The 21,877-nt window shown below is 68.5% G+C and carries 13 protein-coding genes; 7 read left to right on the top strand and 6 right to left on the bottom strand.

From position 1 onward, the window contains the following. Nucleotides 1–249: 249 nt before the first annotated feature. The 5 genes from LuPra_RS30510 to LuPra_RS30490 all read right to left on the bottom strand — a co-directional run bounded on the left by LuPra_RS30510 (nucleotide 250) and on the right by LuPra_RS30490 (nucleotide 7,452). Nucleotides 250–789, bottom strand: a complete 540-nt coding sequence (locus LuPra_RS30510) for a DinB family protein (protein WP_110174272.1) — start codon at nucleotides 787–789, stop codon at nucleotides 250–252. A 434-nt stretch (nucleotides 790–1,223) separates the two neighbouring features. Then, nucleotides 1,224–2,174, bottom strand: a complete 951-nt coding sequence (locus LuPra_RS30505) for a polysaccharide deacetylase family protein (protein WP_157899878.1) — start codon at nucleotides 2,172–2,174, stop codon at nucleotides 1,224–1,226. A gap of 294 nt (nucleotides 2,175–2,468) precedes the next feature. After that, complete coding sequence (locus tag LuPra_RS30500; RefSeq protein WP_110174270.1) at nucleotides 2,469–3,875, bottom strand: c-type cytochrome; 1,407 nt, start codon at nucleotides 3,873–3,875, stop codon at nucleotides 2,469–2,471. Next, nucleotides 3,875–5,188 carry an NADH:flavin oxidoreductase gene (locus LuPra_RS30495; RefSeq protein ID WP_110174269.1) on the bottom strand — a complete coding sequence of 438 codons (1,314 nt, stop codon included), beginning with the start codon at nucleotides 5,186–5,188 and terminating at the stop codon, nucleotides 3,875–3,877. Before LuPra_RS30495 ends, LuPra_RS30500 begins: the two co-directional genes overlap by 1 nt. Nucleotides 5,189–5,475: 287 nt before the next feature. Beyond that, nucleotides 5,476–7,452, bottom strand: a complete 1,977-nt coding sequence (locus LuPra_RS30490; protein ID WP_110174268.1) for a hypothetical protein — start codon at nucleotides 7,450–7,452, stop codon at nucleotides 5,476–5,478. A gap of 303 nt (nucleotides 7,453–7,755) precedes the next feature. Between LuPra_RS30490 and LuPra_RS30485 the strand changes: the two genes are divergently transcribed. The 7 genes from LuPra_RS30485 to LuPra_RS30460 all read left to right on the top strand — a co-directional run bounded on the left by LuPra_RS30485 (nucleotide 7,756) and on the right by LuPra_RS30460 (nucleotide 21,557). Then, nucleotides 7,756–9,093: a hypothetical protein gene (locus LuPra_RS30485; RefSeq protein WP_110174267.1), complete on the top strand. Its 1,338-nt coding sequence runs from the start codon at nucleotides 7,756–7,758 to the stop codon at nucleotides 9,091–9,093. Continuing rightward, complete coding sequence (locus LuPra_RS30480) at nucleotides 9,090–11,399, top strand: CHAT domain-containing protein (protein ID WP_110174266.1); 2,310 nt, start codon at nucleotides 9,090–9,092, stop codon at nucleotides 11,397–11,399. Before LuPra_RS30485 ends, LuPra_RS30480 begins: the two co-directional genes overlap by 4 nt. Next, a complete protein-coding gene (locus LuPra_RS30475) occupies nucleotides 11,399–17,008 on the top strand; it encodes a hypothetical protein (protein WP_157899877.1) in 5,610 nt (1,869 codons plus the stop codon). Before LuPra_RS30480 ends, LuPra_RS30475 begins: the two co-directional genes overlap by 1 nt. A gap of 54 nt (nucleotides 17,009–17,062) precedes the next feature. Then, the gene (locus tag LuPra_RS32430) at nucleotides 17,063–18,127 is read left to right on the top strand and encodes a hypothetical protein (protein WP_157899876.1); all 1,065 of its coding nucleotides are present in this window, start codon (nucleotides 17,063–17,065) and stop codon (nucleotides 18,125–18,127) included. A gap of 79 nt (nucleotides 18,128–18,206) precedes the next feature. Further along, a complete protein-coding gene (locus LuPra_RS30470; RefSeq protein WP_157899875.1) occupies nucleotides 18,207–19,010 on the top strand; it encodes a caspase family protein in 804 nt (267 codons plus the stop codon). 7 nt (nucleotides 19,011–19,017) lie between these two features. Beyond that, nucleotides 19,018–20,691, top strand: coding sequence for a trypsin-like peptidase domain-containing protein (locus LuPra_RS30465; RefSeq protein ID WP_110174263.1), 1,674 nt, complete (start codon nucleotides 19,018–19,020; stop codon nucleotides 20,689–20,691). Continuing rightward, complete coding sequence (locus LuPra_RS30460) at nucleotides 20,688–21,557, top strand: hypothetical protein (protein ID WP_110174262.1); 870 nt, start codon at nucleotides 20,688–20,690, stop codon at nucleotides 21,555–21,557. The genes LuPra_RS30465 and LuPra_RS30460 overlap by 4 nt, the downstream gene beginning before the upstream one ends. Here the strand turns inward: LuPra_RS30460 and LuPra_RS30455 are convergent. After that, nucleotides 21,526–21,825 carry a DUF1330 domain-containing protein gene (locus LuPra_RS30455; protein WP_110174261.1) on the bottom strand — a complete coding sequence of 100 codons (300 nt, stop codon included), beginning with the start codon at nucleotides 21,823–21,825 and terminating at the stop codon, nucleotides 21,526–21,528. The two genes, LuPra_RS30460 and LuPra_RS30455, sit on opposite strands and share 32 nt — an antisense overlap. Nucleotides 21,826–21,877 lie beyond the last annotated feature (52 nt).

Below are 21,877 nucleotides of genomic sequence, written 5' to 3'. Positions count from 1 at the left end.
CACGCCTTCGCCGCTCGTCGAACGACTCAATATACGACTTACACGGTCGGCGATCAAGCGTGGCCGATCGCAAGTCGCTGATTCGGAAGCAGTTAGCACGCAGAAGTTGCGACGAGTCGCAAGATCGCGGAGGGGAACCGCCCGCGGGAGGGTGCCGGCGGCGGCGGCGGCTCGAGCCACCCGGCGGGAAGCCGGGCGGCAAACACGTGTCAGGCGGACGCCAAACCGCTCTCTCTCAGCGGTTTACGTCTACTGTGCAGCCGCGGACGACGGGGGGACGAGCCCTTTGAGGCGGAGGTAGGTCACCAGGTTGCCGTAGTGCTCGCTCGAGTGCGTGACGTTGATGGTCAGGGCGCCAAGCCGTGGGTACTGGCCGCCGAACATCTCGACGATCTCGGCCCCCTTCGCGTCGGTCATCGCGTCGTACACGCCGTCGCAGTAGGCAATCGAATCCTGCAGAGCCTTGACGAGCGCCGTCTTGCCGGTCGTCTTCTCGAAGTCGGTGTTGGCCTGCGGATTCCTGTCGCCCTTGGCGGCGCTGCAGATCAGGTAATGATCGTTGGCGAGGTGCCCGATGAGTTGTCCGAAGCTGCGCACCGCCGGTACCGGCTTGAAGCCATAGTCAGCCTCCGGCAGCAGCGCCGCCGAAGCCGCCAGGTTCTTCTTGAGGCCGCCCCAGCCCGACTTCACCGTCGAACTCCACGGGCCCGGTGCCCCTTGTGCCCACACCGCGCCGGCGCCCATCGCGAGCGCCAACGTCACGGACGCCGGCCATCGTGATCGCGTCATCGTCCCCCTCCTCAATACTCTCCGTCCGCCTATGGAGATGGACGCCTCGGAGAGGCGTCCCTACCTATACAGGACGCGAGTATAGAGGCCGATTCGACAGCGCGCCGCCGTCGCGGGCCGACACGCTGACGAGGAGGGACGAATGGCGGCGCCTACTGCCGGAGCGCGGACGCCGATCGGTCCGGGCCGCCTTCCGGGCATCAGGGACTTCGTCCTTCGAAATGCCGAAATGCCGGGAATGCCGGAATGTCGAACCCGGGAAGGCCGAATGACGAAACGCCGAACATCACTGTCGGCCGACCTGAAGGTCTGCCGCTACAGACCTGCCCGGACGGCCGAAACGCCAGGCTCGCCGGTGCAGAGGCGACCCGCATCGGATTCCGGACGGCTCCGCCGACGACTGTAGGCGTCGACCTTCAGGTCGACGCGCATCTCTACTTCCGCTGCAGGTCGCGTAGCGCGCGCCAGCCGATGCGTTTCACGCCGCGCTGTTCCAGCAACTGCTTCACCGAGGCGTCATCGGTGAACAGGTGGTACTCGCTATCGCGCTCCTTCCAGCTGCCAGTGATGTGCTGCATTTCCTCGCCGGCTACCGCAGGGTGGATGTAGAGCTCGGTCACGCCCGGTTTCAACTCGGAGATCATCCGCTTCCAGTACACGTCCACCGCTTCGCCCGGCTTGCGCTGCTGGTGAATCAGGTAGTCCGGGTAGATCGTGCCGTCGGCATCCAGTTCGCCCCGCAGGTGCCCGCCGCCCATCGCCGTCAGCAGATCCTGGTTGCCCATGCGAATGGGCAGATCGAACTCCTTCGCCAGCTTGCGATACACCGCGTGGTAGCGCATGTCGTACTGCAACGCGCCCATGTGCGAGTCCAGGTGCGTGACGTCGATGCCGCGATCGAGCGCCTTGCGCACCTGCGCGCGTGCCTCGATCTCCGCCTGGGCGGGCGTCGCGTTCTTGTAGATCGGCTCGATGTCCGGCCACAGGTATCCCTGGGGCGTGAGCAGCCCGGGGACCTCTGCCTTGTTTGCGACGGGTCCCCACTTGTAGACCTTCCACTCGCTGGTGTGCGTCAGGTGCAGGCCGAAATCGCGGGTCGGGTTAGCGGTCGCATACACGGCGACCTCTTCGAACCACGGGCAGGGCACCATGATCGACCCACTCGTGATCAGGCCCTGCTCCATGCCGGTGCGCACGGCCACGTTCGCCCCGTGGCTCATGCCCACATCGTCGGCGTTCACGATCAGGACGATGTCGGAGGCCTTGAAGCCGAGACGCTCGGCCAGCGACGGCTTCGCACCGGGCGCCTGGGCAGCCGGGCGCATCGCGGTCAGCAGCAGGATCGCGATCAGCGCGCCTGCGAGGAGCAGGAGTGTTCGACGCATGAGGACGATCATATTCACAAGAACACGCGCTGCCGCCGGTCCACCTGAAGGTCGACCGCTACAGACGCGCCCGGAGGGCTCGGGTTGGCCACACCGACGCGCGACTGCAGCGGTGACCGATGTGCGCTGCTCGACGGCTCCGCCGAGGGCTGCAGGCGTCGACCTTGAGGTCGACGCTCACGGCGTCGCGGCGAGGGCGCAGACCGTCGGACAGAGTCCGACGGCTACCCGACTCCCGAGCCCCGACCCCCCGAAGGCCGAAGGCCGACGGCCGATTGACGAAGGCCGATTCCCCTACAGGGTCTTGAGATATTCGAGGAGAGCGAGCTTGTCGGCGGTGGGCAGGTCAGCGCCGTAGATGTGTCCGGTGTTGGCGTTGCCGCGCAGACTCGTGTCGAATGGCACGCCTTCCCGTTCGGCGCCGGCACCGCGGCTGACGAAGCCGACGCGGTCCCAGTCGTACACGTCGTAGGCACGGAAGAACGTTGCGGGGCGCTCCTCCGGGAACAGGAGCGAACGCAGATCGGGCACCGATCCGTTGTGCAGGTACGGCGCCCGTAGCCAGAGGCCGTCGAGTGGCATGTTGGCGTAGCCCTGCGTCTTCCTGAAGTGGGAGAACGCCCACGGCCTGCCGCGACCGATGGTGTTCATCGCCGTTGCCAGCGCAGGGGTGAATGAGTCGAGGCGGCCGCTATCGGTGCCCACCTTCTCGATCGGGGTGACCTGGCCGACCGACGCGGCGCCAAGGTCGTGGCACGACGCGCAGGCCGACGCGTAGGCACGCCGCCCGTTCTCGGCGCGCGACGCGTCGATGCGTTCGGCCGGGTACTTCGGCGCCGGGAAGTCGAGCAGCCACTGCTCGATGCGAGCCATCGAGGCGAGGTCGAGCGACTTCGGCGTCGCGCCGGCGCCGATCGCGGCGCTCTTGTTCCGCTCCTCGACGCGATCGTTGTTGCCATCCCAGTGCAGCCACAGTCCCTGCCGCGGGCGCTGGTTCCAGATCGACGGCAGGTCCACCGTCCCCACCGTCTTGTCCAGAGGCACCTGCAGCAACACCTTGTAGGGATTGAAGGTGTCGACGCGTCCGGGGCCGAAGGCCGGCCGATCGTCGAACCACGCGTTGTCGCGGGCGCGGTCGAGGATGCCCTTGCGCGTCGCCCCCACGACGAACAGCCGGTAGCCGAGCCGGGAAAAAAAGCCGAACCCGGGGTCGGCCTTGTGGATCGCGTCGATCAATCGCCCGGTCTCGAAGGCCGGGCTCTGCGCGCACGCCGTCAGGAACCGTCCGTATCCCTGCAGGTCCATCTGGTTGGCTGGCATGCCCACGATCACGCGCCGTGGCGCGTCGGGGGCGTCACGCAGCGTGCCGACGTGGCACGTGGCGCAGTTCAGGCCGATGCGATCGCCGTTGCCGGGCCGGAACGACGTGCCGATCGGTCGTCCGTGCCCAGCCCCGTCGCTGATGAACCCGATCCGCTCGTAACCCACGCCGGGCCGCCTGGGCAGCGATGACTCGCAGACCGTTGGCAGCACCCTCCAGATCCGGGAGGGCACACCGGAGTTCTCCTCGGCGCCGATCGACCCGTACTTGAAGTGCTCGACGATGTCGGGAAACGACGGGCCATCGTTGCCGGCCGGCGTCGCGCGTACGCAGACGGTCGCCGCGAGCAGGAGAACCGGAACGGCGCGGCGGATGACCATCACTCGAACGGCGCCGGGGTGAAGACGCTCATGATCTGCGCGATCATCGCCTCGCGCGAATCGAAGCGTGTCTGGTCGTAGCAGCCGAGCGGATTCTCGACGGCGTTCACGAGGCATTTGTTGCAGTACGTGCAGGGCCGGGCCGGCCGGCCCATGCCCGCAGCGAACTGCTGCACGAGGTCGTTGTTGGCAATCAGGGGCCGCGCGATCGTCACCGCATCGCAGAACTGCTGACGGATCGCCTCGCGGATCACTTCCGCGGTCTGGAAGCCACCGGTGCACAGGATCGGCACGCCGACCACCGCCTTGATCGCCTTGGCGGCCGGGAGATTGATGCCTTCGATGCGGTCGCCGCGCGCCTTCTCCCACCGCTCCTCGAACAGCCGCTGCGTCGGCTCCAACCGGAACAGGAGGTAGTTGCGCAGCGCGTGACTGCCGCTCGAGAGCAACTGGTCGTAGGTCTTGACGAGCTCGTCGACGGGAAACTCGCCGGCCGGGTTGCGTGGATGAGGGAAGTAGCTCCCGGACGAGACGTGGATGGCATCGACGCCGGCGGCGTCGAGCCACTTGCACACCTCGACGGTCTCCTCCAGCGTGTTGCCCGGCTTCTCGTTGCGGTCGATCGCGTCGTTGTGATCCTCGGCGCTGATCTTGACCTGCAGATGGAAGTCGGTGCCGACCTCGGCGCGGATGGCGGCGACGACCTCGAGAAGAAAGCGGGCACGCTGACGCAGCGGGCCGCCGTAGTCGTCGTCGCGATCGTTGATCGCCGAGCTGAGGAACTGCGTGAACAGGTAGCCGTTGGCCGCGTGCAGTTCGACGCCGTCGAGGTCCGCCGCACGAGCACGCCGGGCGCCGGCGGCAAACGCGGCGACGGTCTCGTCGATCTGGGCGCGGGTCATGGCGACACACGGGAAGCCGTGCAGCGGTTCATCGCGCTCGGTGGCACTCCACCCCTGCTCGTACTCGATGCCGGGAATGTCGCGCTGCCGGCCGCCATGCGAGAGTTGCATGATGAACCGGCAGTCGTGCTCGTGGACGGCGTTGCCGAGGGCTCGCCAGAAGGGGATCCGCGCGTCGCAGTCGACGGTGGCGTAGTTGGGGACGATGCGGCCACGGATCGTCACCGGGACGAACGAAGAGACGATCGCACCGACACCGCCTCGCGCGAACTTGGTCTCCCAGTTGATGCGGGCCTGGTTGCCCGAACCGTCGTAGTTGTCGAACCGGCCCGACACGTTCGAGCGAAAGATGCGATTTTTCACCGAAAGGTTACGGAACGCGATCGGCTCGAAGATGGGATCGACGGGCATAGGGTGGCCTCACTAACGCTTAACGCTTAACGCCGAATGCTTGATGCTTGACGCTTGACGCTTGACGCTTGCCGAACGCCGAACGCCGAACGCCGAACGCCGAACGCTGGGCGCTGCAACGCTGCCTCAGACGTAGGCGTCGAGCTTCAGCTCGACGCGATTCCGATTCGAACCGTCGACCTGACTTGTCCGCCGTAGCCTTGGCGAAGGTGGAAGGTCGACAGCTACAGCCCTGCGTGGTTTCCGAAGGCCGACGGCCCAATGCCGAAGGCCGACGTGACGAGGCCTTACAGCCGCTTCAGGAACGCGATGAGGGCGCGCTTGTCCTCGTCGCTCAGCTGTGCCCCGAAAGTGTGGCCGCGATCGAGCACGAAGTCGGGCGCGATGTTGTTGCGCCGGAATCCCTGGAACAACGTCTCGTCCGAGAGCAGGTTCAGCACCGCCCGCTTGCGGACGATTTCTGGCAGCCGGGTCGGGTCGACGCGCGCGATCAGGTCGACGGGCGTGCCCACCGGAACCACGACCGGCTTGTCTCGTTCGGGGATCCTCAGCTCGCTTGGCGTGCTGGTCACAATGATCGACTGAACGCCGAGCCGCTTCTCCGGCCACAGCAGTTTCTCGACCGCATCGTTGAAGGCCGTCATCCTGCCGGCGATCGACGGGTCTTTCACGAACGTCCCGAGGGCGTTGTTGTGCAGGTAGGGCGCCGTCGCCCACATCGAGACGAGTGACGGCGTCCGGTAGTAACCGCCCTGCGCCACGTCCACCGAGAGCTGATCCTCGGGCTTGTTCGGGTTGTACAGCCCCGTGATCTTGCCAACGGGCGGCAGCTGCTTGTACGTCTCGGACGAGAACTCCTCCCAGACGTGACCCTTCTGCGCGTTGGTCGCCATGGCGCGGGCCACATTGGTGCCCAGCTCGCGCACCGAGTAGCGGCGGTCGTCGGAGAGGAAGTTGTTCTCGAGAAACGCCGGATCCTGCACGGCCTCGTCGAACCACGCCTTGCGCGCGGCGGCGTCCGACAGCGGCGTCGGCGGCTGCTTGCTCGAATGGCACTGCGCGCATTCGCGCCCGAACACCCGCGCGCCCTTGCTGACCTCGGCCGCCGGCTCTGCCAGGTAACGGGCCGCACCCGGTGCATCCGCAAGGTGCATCGGGCCGACGGTCTTCAGAAACGCCTCGGCCGCTTCCATGCGCGCCTCGGTGTCTCGCCAGCCCTGGCACTTCGCGCGCGCCTCGGCCATGCGGAATGGCTGCTGCGGTGAGAGGCCGGCCACTGGATCGATTCGCGTCAGCCAGATCTCAGAGCACATGCCGATGTTCACGTACACGCGCAGCGACGCTCCGGCAACGCCGACCGAGTCGGCGCCGTCCTTGAGGATATGGGGCACGGCTCGTTCGGTGCCGTCTGGCATCTTCTCCATCGCCGTGGGCCGATGGCCAAGCAGGAAGATGGAGTTGATGTTGCTCGGGTTGTGGTTGTGGTCGGTCGCGAAGCGCGACGTGTCGGACGTGCCCGCCGGCTGCCGGTTGCCGAGGTGCCAGCGGAAGTCCTTCGGCGTCATCTTCAGGTTGAACAGGCGCCCTTCCTCCCAATACTGGTTGCCGATGGCACCGGCGAGTTCACTCCACTTCGGCCGCTCGGGGTCCACGGGCGGGTTCAGGGGATTGAACCCGACGTGGCAGAACCCGCACGCCATACCGATGAGATACGGCGGCTGCATCCCTTTCGGCTGCGTCCGGTACTTCTCGGCATTCCACGTCGCGGGATCGAACTTGGGGTTGCGGAATCGCCGCAGTCCGACGATGCCTGCAGGCTGACCGAAGGCGTCAGGGAGCTTGTCCGGCGCACACGTGTCCATCCAGAGGCCGAACTCATCGGCACCGGTCGCGGCCTCACAGCCCGGCTGCGTCACCGCGCCGAGTTCGCGGAACCGTCGGCCATGGCGGCGCGAGTCCACATAGTTCAGCAGGTCGACGTTGCCGTCCGTAAGCTCTGCCATACGGACCCAGAAGTTCTGGTTGCCACCGGTCCAGAAGTACCAGGTGTCTCGACCCGTGCGCTGCAGGTCGGTCAGCCGACCGCCATAGCCGTAGTCGTCTTCGGTCGCATATTTCGGCTGCGCCGTTGGATTGTCCTGCTCGTACCGCGCTGCGGCGTGTGGTGCCGATCCGATGGGCCGCGTGCTCGACAGTGCGACCAACCCTGCCCAGGTCAGGCACATCAGCGTCAACGTCGTCGTCCAGATGCGCCGGTGCACCATGGGGAACCTCCTGAAAGCTCCAGCTTGCGTATTGCCGTGTACCGACAAGAACGGCGAAACCCGTCAGATCGCACACGCGTGTTCGTTGCGCACCGACTGAGCGTTGTCGCTCATGACCCCGAATTCGCTCGCCGGGACGCATGTCGCGTCGAGGTAACACGATGGCCAAGCGCTCGTCTCGCACCGGCGGCATGCCCAGGGCAGCCAGTTCCGCACGCACGCGAGCGGCGGCCGTGGGCCCGTGGCGCGCCTCCAACGTGAGGGCTCACGCGCTGCTGGCTCAGCTGGCGTGAATGAGACTGCATGCCTGGCGCCTGGGAGTCAGAGGCCGAGTGGCGTCGCCTGAAACGCGAACTCGACGCGTGGCGGGCGCTTCGGGTGCGTGCTGACGCGCTCGGGCAGCATCGCTCACAGCTGGATGCCGCGTTCACGCTCGTGGACCGGGTGTTGGCGGAACTGCGGGTCGCAATGGCCTCGATGACAGGCGCAGGCCCGTCACTCGCCGAGCAGGCTCGCGTGCACGACCGTCGCCTCGCGTGGCTCCGCCGGCTGTGGGACTTCTTTCGCGAGCGATTCGATCAGCGCGACGACCCCGCACTCGGCGCGGTGCTGACGGGTGCCGACGAGGTGGTGTGGAGCTGCCATCGCGAACCCTTTGCCGCGCTCGTGTCCAAAGATGGCGCCGAGTCGGGGCCGCCGCCGCTGCCCTACGTCGAGCCGTCGCTCACGCCGGAAGTGTTCCCGAACGGCCTCGTGCCGGGTGCCTTGCGGCGCGACATCGACGCGCCATTCCTGCGCCGCGCGCTCGATCAACTGCCCTTTGCCGTCGTAAGAGTGCCGGCCTCCTGCGTCACGGCGCCATGGTGGCTCATTCATCTCGGCCACGAGGTTGGCCACGTCGTCGACGCCCGGCTGCTGGGCTACACCGAGCGCGTCGCCATCGTGCAGGCGCTCGGCCTCGACGCGCGCGCCACCGACGACTGGATGCAATGGAGTGGCGAGACATTTGCCGACATGTACGCGGCCCTGATGCATGGCCCCTGGGCCTTGTGGGCGCTTGCCACCGCCGAGACACACGACGTCGCTGCCATGGTCGCGCGCCGCGACAGCTATCCGCCCCCCGTCGTGCGTCTGTTGGTCATGGCGCATGCGTGCCGGGTGCTGGGTGCGTCGCTGACCGACGTCGAATCCGACCTTGCGGGATGGCGCGTCATTGCCGACGGGGATCCAGCGTTGTCGACGCAGGTCCACGACGGGGAACGCGTCGTCGAGGCGATGCTGAGCCACGAGGTACGGCGAACGCAATGGGTAACGCTGACGGGTTGGGAGTCGTCGCAGTGGTGTCGTCAGGCCCTCGGCACATGGTCGGCGACACTACGGAAGCGTCCGACCACGCTCACCGCCAAGCCTCGACGATCCTGGGCGCGTGCGCTCGTTGCCGCCAGCGTCGTCCGGCGAAAGGACGGCGAGGGCAGCCCTGCCGGGTTCGACGGCGAGTCGATCGGCGATGACCTGCTCACCTGGCTGCCGGCGGTGCGCGAGCCAGGGAGTCGCGCGGCCGCCGTCGACGTCACCAGGATCGCGGATGCGCAGGCGGTGCTGCTGGCACGCGAACTGATGGCCATGGAGCCAAGGCGATGACCGTGCCGGTCCGCTTCGTGGTGCAGCTGCGACCCACCGCCACAGGCGGTTGGACGGTCGACGTGCGCGATCCGGACGGGCTCCCCGTTGCGGGATCCGAGCGGACCCTCGCAGCCCTGCCGCTCCCGGATCCGGATGATCAGCTGCTGACGTTCCCGGCCTGCCATGCGCCGTTGGCGGCAGCGGCCGCCGACGCGGCCGACCTCCACGCGCTCGACGCGAACACGCTCGGCCGCTGGTACGCGAACATGGCGTCCGGACAGGCCTCGGACGGCATGCCACGCCGATTCGGGCGTTACCTGTTCGAACTCGTGCTCGGCGGGGAGACATGGGCGAAGGTGCTCGCACGCGCCGGCGGTGCAGCGGTCGACCTCCGCCTCGATTGTCCGGCGGACGCCTGGGCGCTGATGCGCCTGCCGTGGGAATTGATGCACGACGGGCAGCACTTCCTTGCTGCGCGCCCCGGTCCGCTGGTGCTCATGAGCCGGCAGATCACCGCGACCGTCGCCGACACGGCGCCCCGCTCGTTCACGCCCCGCGTGCTCTTCGTCATCGGCGCACTCCAGGACGACGCGGAGATTCGCGCCGGCGCCGAGTACCTCGGATTGTTGCGCCGGCTGGAGGCGCTCGATCTCACTCTCGATTGCCGTGTGTTGCGCGATGCTACCGCCGAGACGCTGCAGGCCTCGGTCGCGGACTTCCAGCCGTCGGTCGTGCACTTCATCTGTCACGGCGGATTCTCGGACGGTCGCGGCGCCCTGCGCCTGCTCGCGTCCGACCCCGGGTTGCCATTCCAGGACTACACCGCGCCGCAGCTGCTGGCGCTGCTCGCCACCACCGACGCGGCCGGGCATGTGACCTATCCACCGGTCCTGGTCCTCAACGCGTGCTACAGCGCGACGCCTCTGCCACCGGCCTCCGATCCCATCGACAGCCTCTCGGGCATCGAGGTGTTCGGCGGCGGCGCGGGCGTGCTGCCGACGAGGGCAGGGACGCTGCCGCTCGGCGCCGAACTCGTGGCAGGCGATGGCGTCCGCGGTGGGCCCGGACTCGTGATTGGCATGGGCGGCAAGGTGGCCGACATCGCGTGCCGCCTGTTCACGCGGCAGTTCTACCAGTCGCTGCTGCGTGGTGACCCCACGTGGTCGGCGGCTGCCGGGCGCCGCGGCGCCTTCACGCACGGCTTCGACCCCCTCGACACCGTGGATTGGGCAACACCGGTGGTCTTCATCGAGGCCTCGGCGACGCTGGTGGTGGACGACGTCGAACTCGAGGCCGCGCGCAAGCGCGAGTCGGCGGCACGCCAGTTCCGGCATCAGGCCGATCCGCCCGCGTTCTGCGGACGACTGCGCTTCTTCGATCAGTGGCGCGAGGCCACGACACCGCCGCCGCGCGGGACGCGCCGCCTGCTCGGCATCGCGATGAGTGACACCGACACCGAGAAGCAGCTCGGCGGGTCGAGGCTCCTCGAGGAACTCGCCGCCGCGGCCATCCACGCCGGGCACGTGCCCTGCCTCCGGCTGCACAGCCAGGCATCCCCGGAGCGGCCCACCGACATTCCCGGCGTCGTACGCGAGATTCTCGCCGCCGCGATGTCGACGCGCCTGCACTTCGGCCTGCCAGCGCACACGCTTTCGTCGCAGGTGCTCGAGCTCACGAAGTCGATCAAGGGCCGTCCGGCGACCCTGGACCCGTCTGTCGAGGATGCGTTCGCGATCAATGAGGCCGAAGGATTCCGGACAGCCCTGCAGATGGATCTGTGGCGCCTGCGCGACGAGGTCGTCGCACAACTCAACACGCCGGGTGGTCGGCAGGGGCGTGCGCTCGCCGTTGTCCTCCTCGACGAAGTGCAGCGATATGCCGGCGCCGCCGGCCGTTTCATCGTCGATCTCCTGCGATCCGGCGGTCTCGGCACCGAGCAGGACCCGATTCCGGTCGCCTTCACCTACCGCAAGGACCTGAATTACGCCGAGCCGTACGAGCAGGTGCGCAAGGCGCTCGACGCCGTGTCCAACTGGGCCATCCGCGAGGAACTGCAGCCGCTGCGTGAAGCGGTCAGCGACCGGTCGATCTACCTGCACCTGCTGCTGCACCGCGCAAAACCGCTGGTGTTCTCGCCCAAGCTCGCGCTGCTCGACGTCGATCGGTTCTACAACTCGATCCACCGCGCGACGGCGTCGGGCTACCCGTCCCAGTTTCGCGAGAAGGCCGAGCCACTCAACAACGTGCTCCTGACGCTGCAGGACGTCGACGTCGTGGTGGCCGCCACCGACGAGGACGTCTTGAGCACGCTCGGAGACCATTGATGGCTACCGCACCGGGTTTGCCAGACGTGAGCGACGCACTTGCGCGTGTGGAGTCACTGCTTGCGGGCAGCGCTGGTCCCCGGGTGCCGGATCGGCTCGATCCTGCGTGCATTCGTTGGGTCTGCCTCGTCCCGGTGTGGACGCCGACGTTGGCGACGCGGTGCGGCATGCCCGGGTGGACACTCGCTTCCGATCTCGACGTCCTCGCGGCCTGGCGTGACGAAGGGCTGATCGAGACGATGGTGACGCCGCTGTCGATCGACGACACCGGCCAGGTCACGCCCGAACAGCGCCTGTTCTGGGTGCCCCGCAACGCGCGCGCGGCCTGGCTCTCGCGGATCGAGGCCGAGGACGGTCGCGATCGGCTCGCGGCGCTGGCGCGCGACATTGCAGGCCGCATCCTCGTGCAACCGCGCGACCAGCACATGCCCACCGCCACCTGGCGCTGGGCTGTCGTCACTGCCAACGCCACCGGCCCGACGTCGACGTTGCGGGACGTCGTCGAACGCGAACTCACCGACGCGTTGGCGCGCGCGCGGCCGGACGAGGCGTGGTTATGGATCGAGGCCCTTCAGCGGGTTGCCGAGATCGTGCCGGGAGAAGCCACGACGCTGCACCAGCGCGCGGTGCGGCGCCTTGCACTGTTCGACCGGCAGCGCAACGACCGCGCGATGCTGCGTGATTACCTCCCGCGCCCCGCGCTCTTCGACGCGTATCACGATCTGCTGACCGGGCCGGACGACCTCTGGGCAATCCACTACCTCGGTGGCGGCGGTGTCGGCAAGACGATGCTGATGCGGGCGCTGACGTCGGGTACTGCGGAGCATGTGCCCCCGGGCTTTACGGTGCCGCCGACGGTCACCGCACGCATCGACTTCGACCACATCAACCCCGACTACCCGGCCCGCCGGCCCGGCCTGCTGTTCGCGCAACTGGCCGAGGAGCTGCGGCTCAAGGACGACAGCCTGCGCGCATCGGAGAACTTCGGGCTGTTGTTCAACAAGATCGCGCTGCTGCACGAGCGCGTTGGTCGCGACGCGACGCCGGCGGCCGACATCGACGACATGCTCGACGTGTTTCGCTGGGCGTGCGACGGCGTGGCGACCCAGCGCGGCGCGCGTGTGGTGCTGCTCCTCGATACATGCGAGGAACTCGACCGGTTGGGTCCCGACGGCACGCTCCCGACCAGCGTCGAGCGCACGTTCGACCTGCTCGAGCGACTTCACTCGAAGATGCCCGCGCTGCGGGTCGTGCTGTGCGGACGCCGTCCGCTCGCTGGCGCCTACGCCGGCGGCGAGGCCGTCACGTCGCGGCTGCCGTCCCGGCCGTGGTTGCGCCTGCACCGGGTCTTTGCGTTCTCGGAAGAGGAGGCGAGGGAATACCTCGGACGAACGGCGGTGCCGGCAGCGTTGGTACCACCTGTGCTCAGCCGGAGCATCGCGGTCGCATCGTCGGCGGCGCTGGGGCTCGCGCAGGACGACTCCCCACCCCGGTACAGTCCGTTCAGCCTGTCGGTGTACGCCACCTGGATCGCGAAGCAGCACGACATCGGTCCCGAGACCATCCTCGGCGATCGTGTCGATCACTTCGTCCGCATCCGCATCCTCGATCGCATCCGCAACGAGGACGTGCGCCGCCTGTTGCCGCACGTCGCCCTGCTCGGCCGCTTCGACGACATGACGCTGCGCGCGTGCGTGGACGTGCGCAGCGAGGTGGCCGATGCGGTGCTGCGCGAGATCGGTTCCCAGGAGTGGATCGATCGGCAGGCAGGCGGGTACTACGCGGTGGAGCCCGAGTTGCGGGCGCGCCTGATCGGCTACTTCGAGCGCGAGGCGCCGCGCGAACTGCAGGACGCGCGGCGACGGATGCTGCCCCAGTTGTGGACCCTGCTCGACGCGGGTCCGGCCGACCAGGTGCCAGACGAAGCGGTCGTCCAGGCGCTTGTGCAGATGGTGCGTGGCGACCGCGAGGACCTGCTGCGCGCATGGCGGATCCTCGATACCCGCGTCGTGCACGGGGCGCAGGCCCCCTGGGGGATGCGCGTCCTCGGACGACTGCTCGCGGACGAAACGGCGCTGGCCACGGAGTCGGTAGACGCGGGCGCCTGGGGCGCGTTGGTCACCACGTTCGGCGAGTGTGCGATGCACGAGTCGGGGGCCGCAGCGACGGCGGAACTCTGGCGGAAGGCCTGGGAGGGCGCGCAGGTACTGCAGGAGCCGTATGAACGCGCCAGCGTGCTCGTGCGCATCGCAAGCGGCGCGCTGGCCTCCGCCTCGAGAGAGCCCGACACGGCCGTTGCCTTCGACATGTGGGCGCTCCGCCTGTACAACCTGCTGTCTGATCGCACCGTGCCGGTGACGGCCCCGTCGCACCTGGCGCCGGCCATCGCCGCGCTCATGGCCTGCGCCGATGCCGTCGAGCGAGAAGCCGACCCGTTCGCGCCGGCACAACCGCTCCTCGAACGGATGGCGGTGACGGCGGCCGACGTCCGGCACGCGCCGGCACGCGCCATCGCGCTCGCGTGCGTGGGCCGCTTCGCCGCGCGGCGCCAGGACGCGGACCTGGCGCGCAAGCGCTTCCAGGACGCGCTGCAGACGATGACCGGATCGCACGATCGCGGCGTCCTGCCGTGCCTTCAGTGGCCGCCCCGCCTCGACGCGCCGTCGTGGGTGTCGCTGGAGGCGATGCGCGGCCTCGTCGGGCTCGAAACCATCGAGGAGACGCTCGCCCGCTTCGACGCATTGCCGGCTGTGCGCAGCGATATCGCAGCCAATCGCCTCGAGTCGCTGCGGCTGCGGCTCACCGCTGCCCTCCGCGTCCCGGAGGTGCCCACGGTGGTCTCGTTGCGCGGCGCCTCGCCGATCCTGCCAGGCGACGTGGCCGTACCGGAGCATCCCGGGCAGGTACTCGTCCGGCCGAGGGCCGTCGCCATCGCGCTCGACTACGTGGAGACGGGGCGCGCGGACGAGGGCCTGCGGTTGCTCGCCGAGCTGACCTCCGTGGCCACGAGTGCCCGCAACACGCAGGTGGCCAATGTCGTCGAGCGTGCGCGCATCGAGGCGGTCACCCGTCTGCGCCTCGGCGAGCACGGCAGGCTCAACCGACATCTCCTGGCGACGTCGGAGGCCCTGCCGATCGCGGATCGCGAGCGGATGCGCGCCTTCATCGTGGAACGGCCGCTCAGTCCCGAGTCCACCGGCGCCTGGTTCGTGGATGCGGAGGTCCACTCGCTCGCCGACATCCACGCCACGTGGAGGGCCCGCCGCGCGTTCGACGAGAAGGCCCGGCATGCATTGGCCGACCTCGGCAAGGTCGAGCTCACGAAGACGCAGGACGACAGCGAGGGCGAGTGGGCGCGCGCAAGCATCGCGCTCGATCTGGTCGAGTGCGGAGAACTCGGAGCCGACGTCGACGTCGTGACGCAGGGACTGACGCCCGTCTCGCCCGAGGACTGGTGGAGCCGCCATCCCGCACGGCCCGAACTCGCGCTTCGGCTATGGATGCGCAGCGCGGCACTGGGTGTGTCGCCAGGTGGGCCGACGACGTTGCTCGTGCGTCGCGTCGGGGTGCGGCACGCAGCCGCGATCGCCATGGAAGAGGGCGAACTGTTAGCGCTGCGCCTGCCGACTCAGGCCCTCCGACTGCTGTCGCTTTCGCTCACCTGGTACGAGGACGCACACGATGTCCTCGGCGCCTGGCAGCTCACGATTCTCCTGGCGCTGACACGTGTACGCGCCGGCGTCCCGCGCGACAGTGTCGATCTGACGGCCCTGCGCGTGGCCCACGACGCCCTCGTCAGGCACGACGCGGACCGCGCCGCGAGCGGCCTGCCGCCGTGGTCCTGGATCGAGAGCATCCAGCAGTTGCCGATGGCCGATGCGCCGGGCCTCACCGAATGGGCGCCGTGGCTGCATCGCGTCATCGCCCTGCACCACTGGATTACGGGGGGCGTTCGGCCCGAGGTCCTGTTCAGCGCCACGGACCTGTTGCCAGTGGAATTGCGCGACTGGCCTACGGACGGATCGACTGGTGGCACCACGGCCATCACCAGTGCACGCATCACCTCGGCAGGCACTGCGGCCGTGCCTGGGCGACCCGCCCCGCCCATGCCCGAGCCACCACCCGCCGCGGCACCGATGGCCGTGCCGCCACCGGAATCGGCTGGTGTCCCGGTCGCGAAGCGGGTCGCCTCGAGCGCATCCGGCCGGTGGCTCGGACGGGCCGCGTTGATCGCGGCAGTTCTTGTCGCGCTGCTCCTGATCTTGTGGTGGCTCGCGCGAACCGGAACGCCCCAGGCGACACCTGCCCCCAAACAAGCTGTCGAGCCGCGCGCTGGAGGGTCGGCGCCCAGCGCGGCGGGAGCGCAATCGCCCGTCCCGTCGGATGAACCAGGGGGCAATGTCGGCACCCGTCCGGCCGAGCCCGTCGCCGGCACGAGCGCCTCGACCTCGCTGGTGGTTGGTTTCGGGCTGCTCGCGGCTGTCGGGCTGTTCGGCGCCGGCGCGTGGCTGCTGTTGCGAAGCCGCACGCCTGTCGATACGGGTCCGCCCGTGGTCCCGATGTGGCTCGCGAGGGTGACCGCCACAGGTACCGAGATTGCCGGCAGCCGCGTCGGCGCACTCGACGTCTCCGTTGCCCTGGTCGACGACAAGGGCATGCCGGTCACGGTGGCGCCGCTTCGGATCCGGAAGACCGATGCGTTCTCCGGCCTCGATGCGCTGCGCCAGCCGCCAACCGGCACCGCCCTCTGTACACCGTTGCCGACCGACCCACCGCTCGAACGTGTGTGCCTCGATCTGGCCTTGGCGACGTCGTGGCCGTGCTGGGAGGCGTTGCTGTGGTCCGGTGTCGTCGATGACCTGCGGTTGCGGCCGACGGTCGTGCGCATGGTGCACGCCTCTCGACCTGCTCGTCAGGCCACGACGCCATCGACGACGCCCTGGCCGATCGCGAGCGTGGCGGCCACCGCTGGTGACGACCGGCAGGCGTCGTACGCATGGGAGGCCACCTTGCGAGCCGGACGGGCCACGCTCGTGTCCATCCCCGCGCACGCGGTGCGCGGGGGCGTGCCGCATCCCGGCACTCGCCTGGTGCATGTCACGGCACAGCCGGTGGAGACGCCGCAGGGACTGTTCTTCGAGGTCGTCGGCGGCGACACGCTGCTGATCCAGGAGTCGCTCGAGTCGCTCACGACCGATCGCGGCACCTTGTTCGATGGCTCACAGCTGGCCCACGCCTTTCCCGACATGACGTGCGCCTTGCTGCAGCCGCCTCGCCGGCCGGCACTGGACCTCACGGCCGCGGGGCGCGAAGCGTGTGCGTACCTGCGGATCATCGGCGCATCGCTGGCGGAGGAGGGAGTGTCGACCGTGATCGTGCTGCCACCGCTCGACGGCGAACTCTCTGCCCACCTGGTCCGGCTGCTCGGACGCCGCATCCCGTACCTGCGCGACGGGGCGGTGCTCGATGCGCACGAGTTCACGTCCCGCGCCAGGGAAATCGTGTTCGGCCATGCGCAGCGCCTGCTCGCCCGCGATGCCGCCATCGAACTCGCTTTGCAGGTCACGGTCTACGCGCCCCTTCCCGGAGGGCAGGTTCCGAATGCGTGACTCCAGATTCACTTCGACGCGTCAATCGGAAGGTCCACGCCAGCGAACCGTCCCGTGCCACTGCTCGACACGCTGAAGGAGTGGTGGGCTCGCGAGGCGCCGCACTACGTCGTGCACGACCTTTCGGCCGCGGCGGTCCAGCCCGCTGGCGATACGGGCGCGCCGTGCCTGGCCGGGACGCATTACTTCCGGCTGTGGCTCGCGGAGATGCGCCTCGCGCAGGATCAGGCCTGGTTCACGACGCGACACCCCGCCGTGCATTCGCTGGTACGGCTGCGATTCGGTGACCACGACGTGGAGCTGCCGCGCCTGTCGGGTCCGATGACCCTGCCCGGCCTGGATCAGGCGCATCTCGGTGCGGTCGTGCACCTCGATCACCCGCTGACGCCGCTGTTGCCCTACAACGGCGGCATCGTCGAACTGTCGGCCGGACTGGTGGCGCTCGAGGGCACCCGGGTGCTGGGCGAGTTCGTGAAGGCCATCGACGCCGTCACCCAGGTCCTCGTGCAGCCGCCACTGTCGTCAGCCCTGGCAGCGGTCGGCCCGGTCACCCGGGCCATGCAGACGCTCTTCGGTGCGGGGGCCGGGCGACAGCACCTCGGCGTCCATCTCTCGTATGCGGGCGAGCAGCTGCCGCAGGCATTGCACGCCGGCTACCTCGCCGTGATCCGGCGCGATGCTTCGCAGTTGTCCGTGCACGATCTATCGGTGCAGCAGGGCGTCCTGCGATTGCGGGGTGTTCCCCCGGCGGGCATGGACTACATGTTGTTCCGGATCGAGCGAGTGGACGAGCGCGACGACTGGGACAGCCTCACGTCGATCGCCAACCCGTTTCGCGACGCGCTGACGGCTCTCAGTCACGGCAACAGCCAGATCGCCGAGGCGCACGTGCGTCGCGCGATGCTCGAGGCGTGGACGTCGCCGGACCTCACGCGCGCAGATCGCACGCGTGTCTGCAACGAGCTCAAGCGAAGCTACCAGGATGCGCGCAACCTCGGACTCGGGCTCGAGCGCGCCCCCACGACCCTCGCCGATGCGATGGCCGGAGCCGTGCCGCTCGCCGAGCACGCCCAGGTGCAGCCGCCGACTCTCGACGCGCTGCTCGACCTGGACGAGTGACAAACAGGATCACAGGACCGCAGGAATTCAGGAATTCAGGAATTCAGGAACACGGGGATCCGGGGGCAAGGAGCAGGCGATGGCGAACAAGGCATTCTGCGTCGGCATCAACGACTACCCGTACGACGGCTCGGACCTCAACGGCTGCGTCAACGACGCCACCGAATGGGCCAGCGTGCTCAAGGAGCTCTACGGCTTCAAGGACATCACCATCTCGCTCGACAAGGACGCCACGAAGAAGCGGATGCTCGACGGGATCAAGACGCTCCTCAAGAAGGCCAAGGGGGGCGACGTGCTCGTGTTCACCAACTCGTCGCACGGGTCCTACAAGGCCGACACCGACGGCGACGAGGAAAAGTACGACGAGATCCTCTGCCCCTACGACATCTCCGACAACGACATCGTCGACGACGAACTACGCAACCTCTTCGAGAACGTCAGCGCTGACGTGCGGCTGACCGTGATCCTCGACAACTGCTTTTCCGGAACTGCGACACGCGCACCGGTGTCGGACATCATTCCCGGCCTGCGCACGCCCGACGACCGCCGAGTCCGTTTCCTGAGCCCTGCCCTTCGCGGCGGCAAGGTGCTGCAGAACCCCTGGAAGGCCAAACCGAAGCGGGTGGAGAAGCACCCCGAATCGGCGATGAAGGACGTGCTGTTGTCGGGCTGTTCCGACAAGGAGTACTCGTACGACGCCAACATCGACGGCACCTATCACGGGGCGATGACCTACTACGCCCTGAAGGCGATCCGCGAGGCGCCGCAGGCCCTCACGTACAATCGACTGCACGGTCGCATCACCAGCCTGATCGGGGATTACCCGCAGCATCCGCAGCTCGAGGGGAGCACCGCCAACAAGCGGCGGAAGCTGTTCACCTGACGAGAACGTGTACACGCTCGACGGTCGGCAGAAGAAGGCGCTGCATGTCGCGCTGCGCACCGCGTTTCCACGCCAGGCGGCGCTGGAGCGGCTGGTCGAGTTCCACCTCGATGAGCCGTTCGCCGTCATCGCCGGCGAAGGGGCCCTCGACGACGTCATCTTCCGGCTGATCGCGTGGGCGGAAGCGCAGGGACGACTCGATGCGCTGGTCAACGGTGCACGCGCGGAGGCGCCAGGCAACCCGCAGCTCATCGCGTTCGAGCGGACGATCGTCGAGGCTGGCGACGCGCGACCGGAAGACGCGCCGCTGCGTCAGTTCGCCGAGCGTCTGCAGCTGGCTCCCGCAATGCCGGACGAGCCGGACATCGAGAAGCGCGTCTTCCGGGCTGGGTTCTCCGACATCGCGCAGTGGCGCGCGCGACTGGGTCAGGCGGAGCGGGCCGTGTGTCGCATCGAGGCGCCGGCGTGGCGGGCGTTGGGCACCGGCTTCCTGGTGGGACCCGATCTCGTCATGACGAACCGGCACGTGGTGGAGGCGATGGCCTCAGAGGCGGCGCCGCCACTCCTCGTGCGCTTCGACTTCAAGCTCTCGCCTGACGGCACCCGGCTTCGCGAAGGGCAGGCTTTCGACGTCGCGCGCGATTGGCTGGTAGCCAGCAGTCCGGTCGCGCAGCTCGACTTCGCAGTACTGCGGCTGGCCGAGCCCGCCGGACTGAATCCGACGGGAGGGACGGCGAACGCGCCGCCGCGCGGGTGGATCACTCCTCGCTGGCGGGAGCTCGAGCCCGACGAGACGATCTTCGTGATCCAGCATCCGCAGGGCGACACGTTGAAGCTCGCGTCGGGGCGCTACGACAGCCGCGAGCCGACGCGACTACGCTACCGGGTGGATACCGAGCCGGGTTCCTCCGGCTCGCCGTGCTTCACGGCCCAGATGGAGCTCGTCGCGCTCCATCGAGGGTCGGCCGAGGGCCTCGCGAATCAGGGGGTGCCCTTCGATGCGATCGGGCAAGCGCTGCCGGCCGGCTTCTTCCCGCCCGCGCGGCCCGAGACCTCGGCGATTGATTCGACAGGGTCGGTCGCGGCCATGGTTGCAAGTATCGACGCCGCGGCGCGGCCTGGCACCGAGGGCACGCAGAAGCCCCGTCGTCGCCGGTCGCCCGCACTCGTGGCCATCGGCGTGGCCGCGGTTGTCGCCCTGGCCGCGGTGCCTTTGTGGTGGTCGATCGTCGAGGCGCCAGCGGCCGCCCCTGGCCCCGCGAAGCCGGCGGAATCACGGCCGATCGCGCCAGCCACGCGTCGCGTGGTGCGTGAGATTTCCGTGTCCTACCGGTTCGAGCGTATCGCTGCGGATCAGTGCAAGTCCGATCAGGCTCGGCAACGAGCCTTGTTCCGGCTCGAGTCCACCGGCGCGTGGCCGGCGCCGAGCGGGCCGCGTTCGCGCGAGGTGCAACTGGTCGCCCTCGAGAACATCGAGATCGAGGACGCAAACATCGCGATGATCGGCGGCGGTGCGGACGCCACCAACGTCTCGCAACCCGATAGGTTCGTCGCACGCAAGTGGCTGTTTCCCGAGCCGGTCACGTCCCCGATCGTCGTCGTCGCCTGCGTGCGGTCGAAGACGTCGTCACCGCCGCTGCCGACGTTCCGCCTCAACACCTGGAAGGAGGTCGCACCATGACGCCTGTCCGCGTTGCCGCCGCCGTTGCCGTCGTGTCGCTGGCGCTGTGGGGATGTCGCGACACACCGCACTCGTCTAGAGCAGACGGATCGGCGGTCGAGGGGCTGGTGGAGGCCAAGGCTGGTGGCGACACGGGAAGCGGACCAACCGCCGTGCTTTACGGTCGCGTGATCGGATCGGACCACCAGGCCGCGCCGCCCGCAGACTGGCAGGTGCGCGTGACCGCCGAGTACGAAGACGGCACCGACGTCGCGCCGAGGGATCGCGACAGCACGGGTGACCTCTTCGCCTTCAAGGTCGTCCCCGGCAAGCGTGTTCGCCTCTACTTCGAGGCCGTGCCGTACCAGGCGTCGGTCACCGAGTTCCTCGACGTGAACGACGAGCGCCGTTACGCATCGCGCGTGCCCGATGTGGTCATGGACCGCATACGCTGGACGATGGCGCTGTTTGCCAATGGCAACGGCGAGGCGTTCGGACGCAACCTGGAAGGTCAGGCGATCGTGGCCGAGAAGACCGGGTCGGCCGACGTCTTCCGCGCCAACCTGGAGTTCTACCGCAAGGCATCGGCCAAGTTCCCGGACTGCATGCGGAAGCTCGAGGAGTTCGAGCGCACACCCCGCGCCGTCGCGCTCTCACGGAAGGCGGAGGCACGCGGTGTGCCGGTCTCGCTGCTCAAGTCGCTCGTGATGACGCCGGCGGAACTCGCCAGGGCCGAACCGGACACGCTGCGCGCCCTGGCCGTCAATGCCCGCGTCGCGCGGACGCTGCGCAACGAGGCCCGTCGCGCCCTCGAGGGGCCACCGGCCCCTGTGGCCCCGGTCGCGCCGGCACCGCTCACATCGGCGGGGAATACCCCTCGACGATGAAGGCCTTGCCGACCGAGTTGGCCAGCCGCACCTGCAGCGCCTCCTGGTAGTCGGCCGACGTGTAGAACGCCTTCGCGGCGTCGACCGACGGAAACTCGATGATGACGAACCGCTCCGGCTGCCAGTCGCCTTCGAGCGCCGTGACTGCGCCGCCGCGTGCGAGAAAGCGGCCACCATGCCGCGCCACGCTCGCCGTCGCGAGATCGCGATACGCGGCATAGGGTTCCGGGTTGGTCACGTGGACTTCGACGATGAAGTAGGCGGGCATAGGCGTAGGCTACAGCCTGTGCGCCAAGTCTCAAGTCTCAAGTAAGGCTTGA

The sequence above is a fragment of the Luteitalea pratensis genome (assembly GCF_001618865.1).
Taxonomy (GTDB): domain Bacteria; phylum Acidobacteriota; class Vicinamibacteria; order Vicinamibacterales; family Vicinamibacteraceae; genus Luteitalea; species Luteitalea pratensis.
This window is presented reverse-complemented; position numbering and strand designations above follow the sequence as displayed.

Coding starts and splice junctions, on each gene's coding strand:
- LuPra_RS30470 (WP_157899875.1), top strand. CDS start 18,207: ATGGCGAACAAGGCATTCTGCGTCGGCATCAACGACTACCCGTACGAC.
- LuPra_RS30510 (WP_110174272.1), bottom strand. CDS start 789: ATGACGCGATCACGATGGCCGGCGTCCGTGACGTTGGCGCTCGCGATG.
- LuPra_RS30495 (WP_110174269.1), bottom strand. CDS start 5,188: ATGCCCGTCGATCCCATCTTCGAGCCGATCGCGTTCCGTAACCTTTCG.
- LuPra_RS30475 (WP_157899877.1), top strand. CDS start 11,399: ATGGCTACCGCACCGGGTTTGCCAGACGTGAGCGACGCACTTGCGCGT.
- LuPra_RS30490 (WP_110174268.1), bottom strand. CDS start 7,452: ATGGTGCACCGGCGCATCTGGACGACGACGTTGACGCTGATGTGCCTG.
- LuPra_RS30505 (WP_157899878.1), bottom strand. CDS start 2,174: ATGCGTCGAACACTCCTGCTCCTCGCAGGCGCGCTGATCGCGATCCTG.
- LuPra_RS30485 (WP_110174267.1), top strand. CDS start 7,756: ATGCCTGGCGCCTGGGAGTCAGAGGCCGAGTGGCGTCGCCTGAAACGC.
- LuPra_RS30500 (WP_110174270.1), bottom strand. CDS start 3,875: ATGGTCATCCGCCGCGCCGTTCCGGTTCTCCTGCTCGCGGCGACCGTC.
- LuPra_RS30455 (WP_110174261.1), bottom strand. CDS start 21,825: ATGCCCGCCTACTTCATCGTCGAAGTCCACGTGACCAACCCGGAACCC.
- LuPra_RS30460 (WP_110174262.1), top strand. CDS start 20,688: ATGACGCCTGTCCGCGTTGCCGCCGCCGTTGCCGTCGTGTCGCTGGCG.
- LuPra_RS30480 (WP_110174266.1), top strand. CDS start 9,090: ATGACCGTGCCGGTCCGCTTCGTGGTGCAGCTGCGACCCACCGCCACA.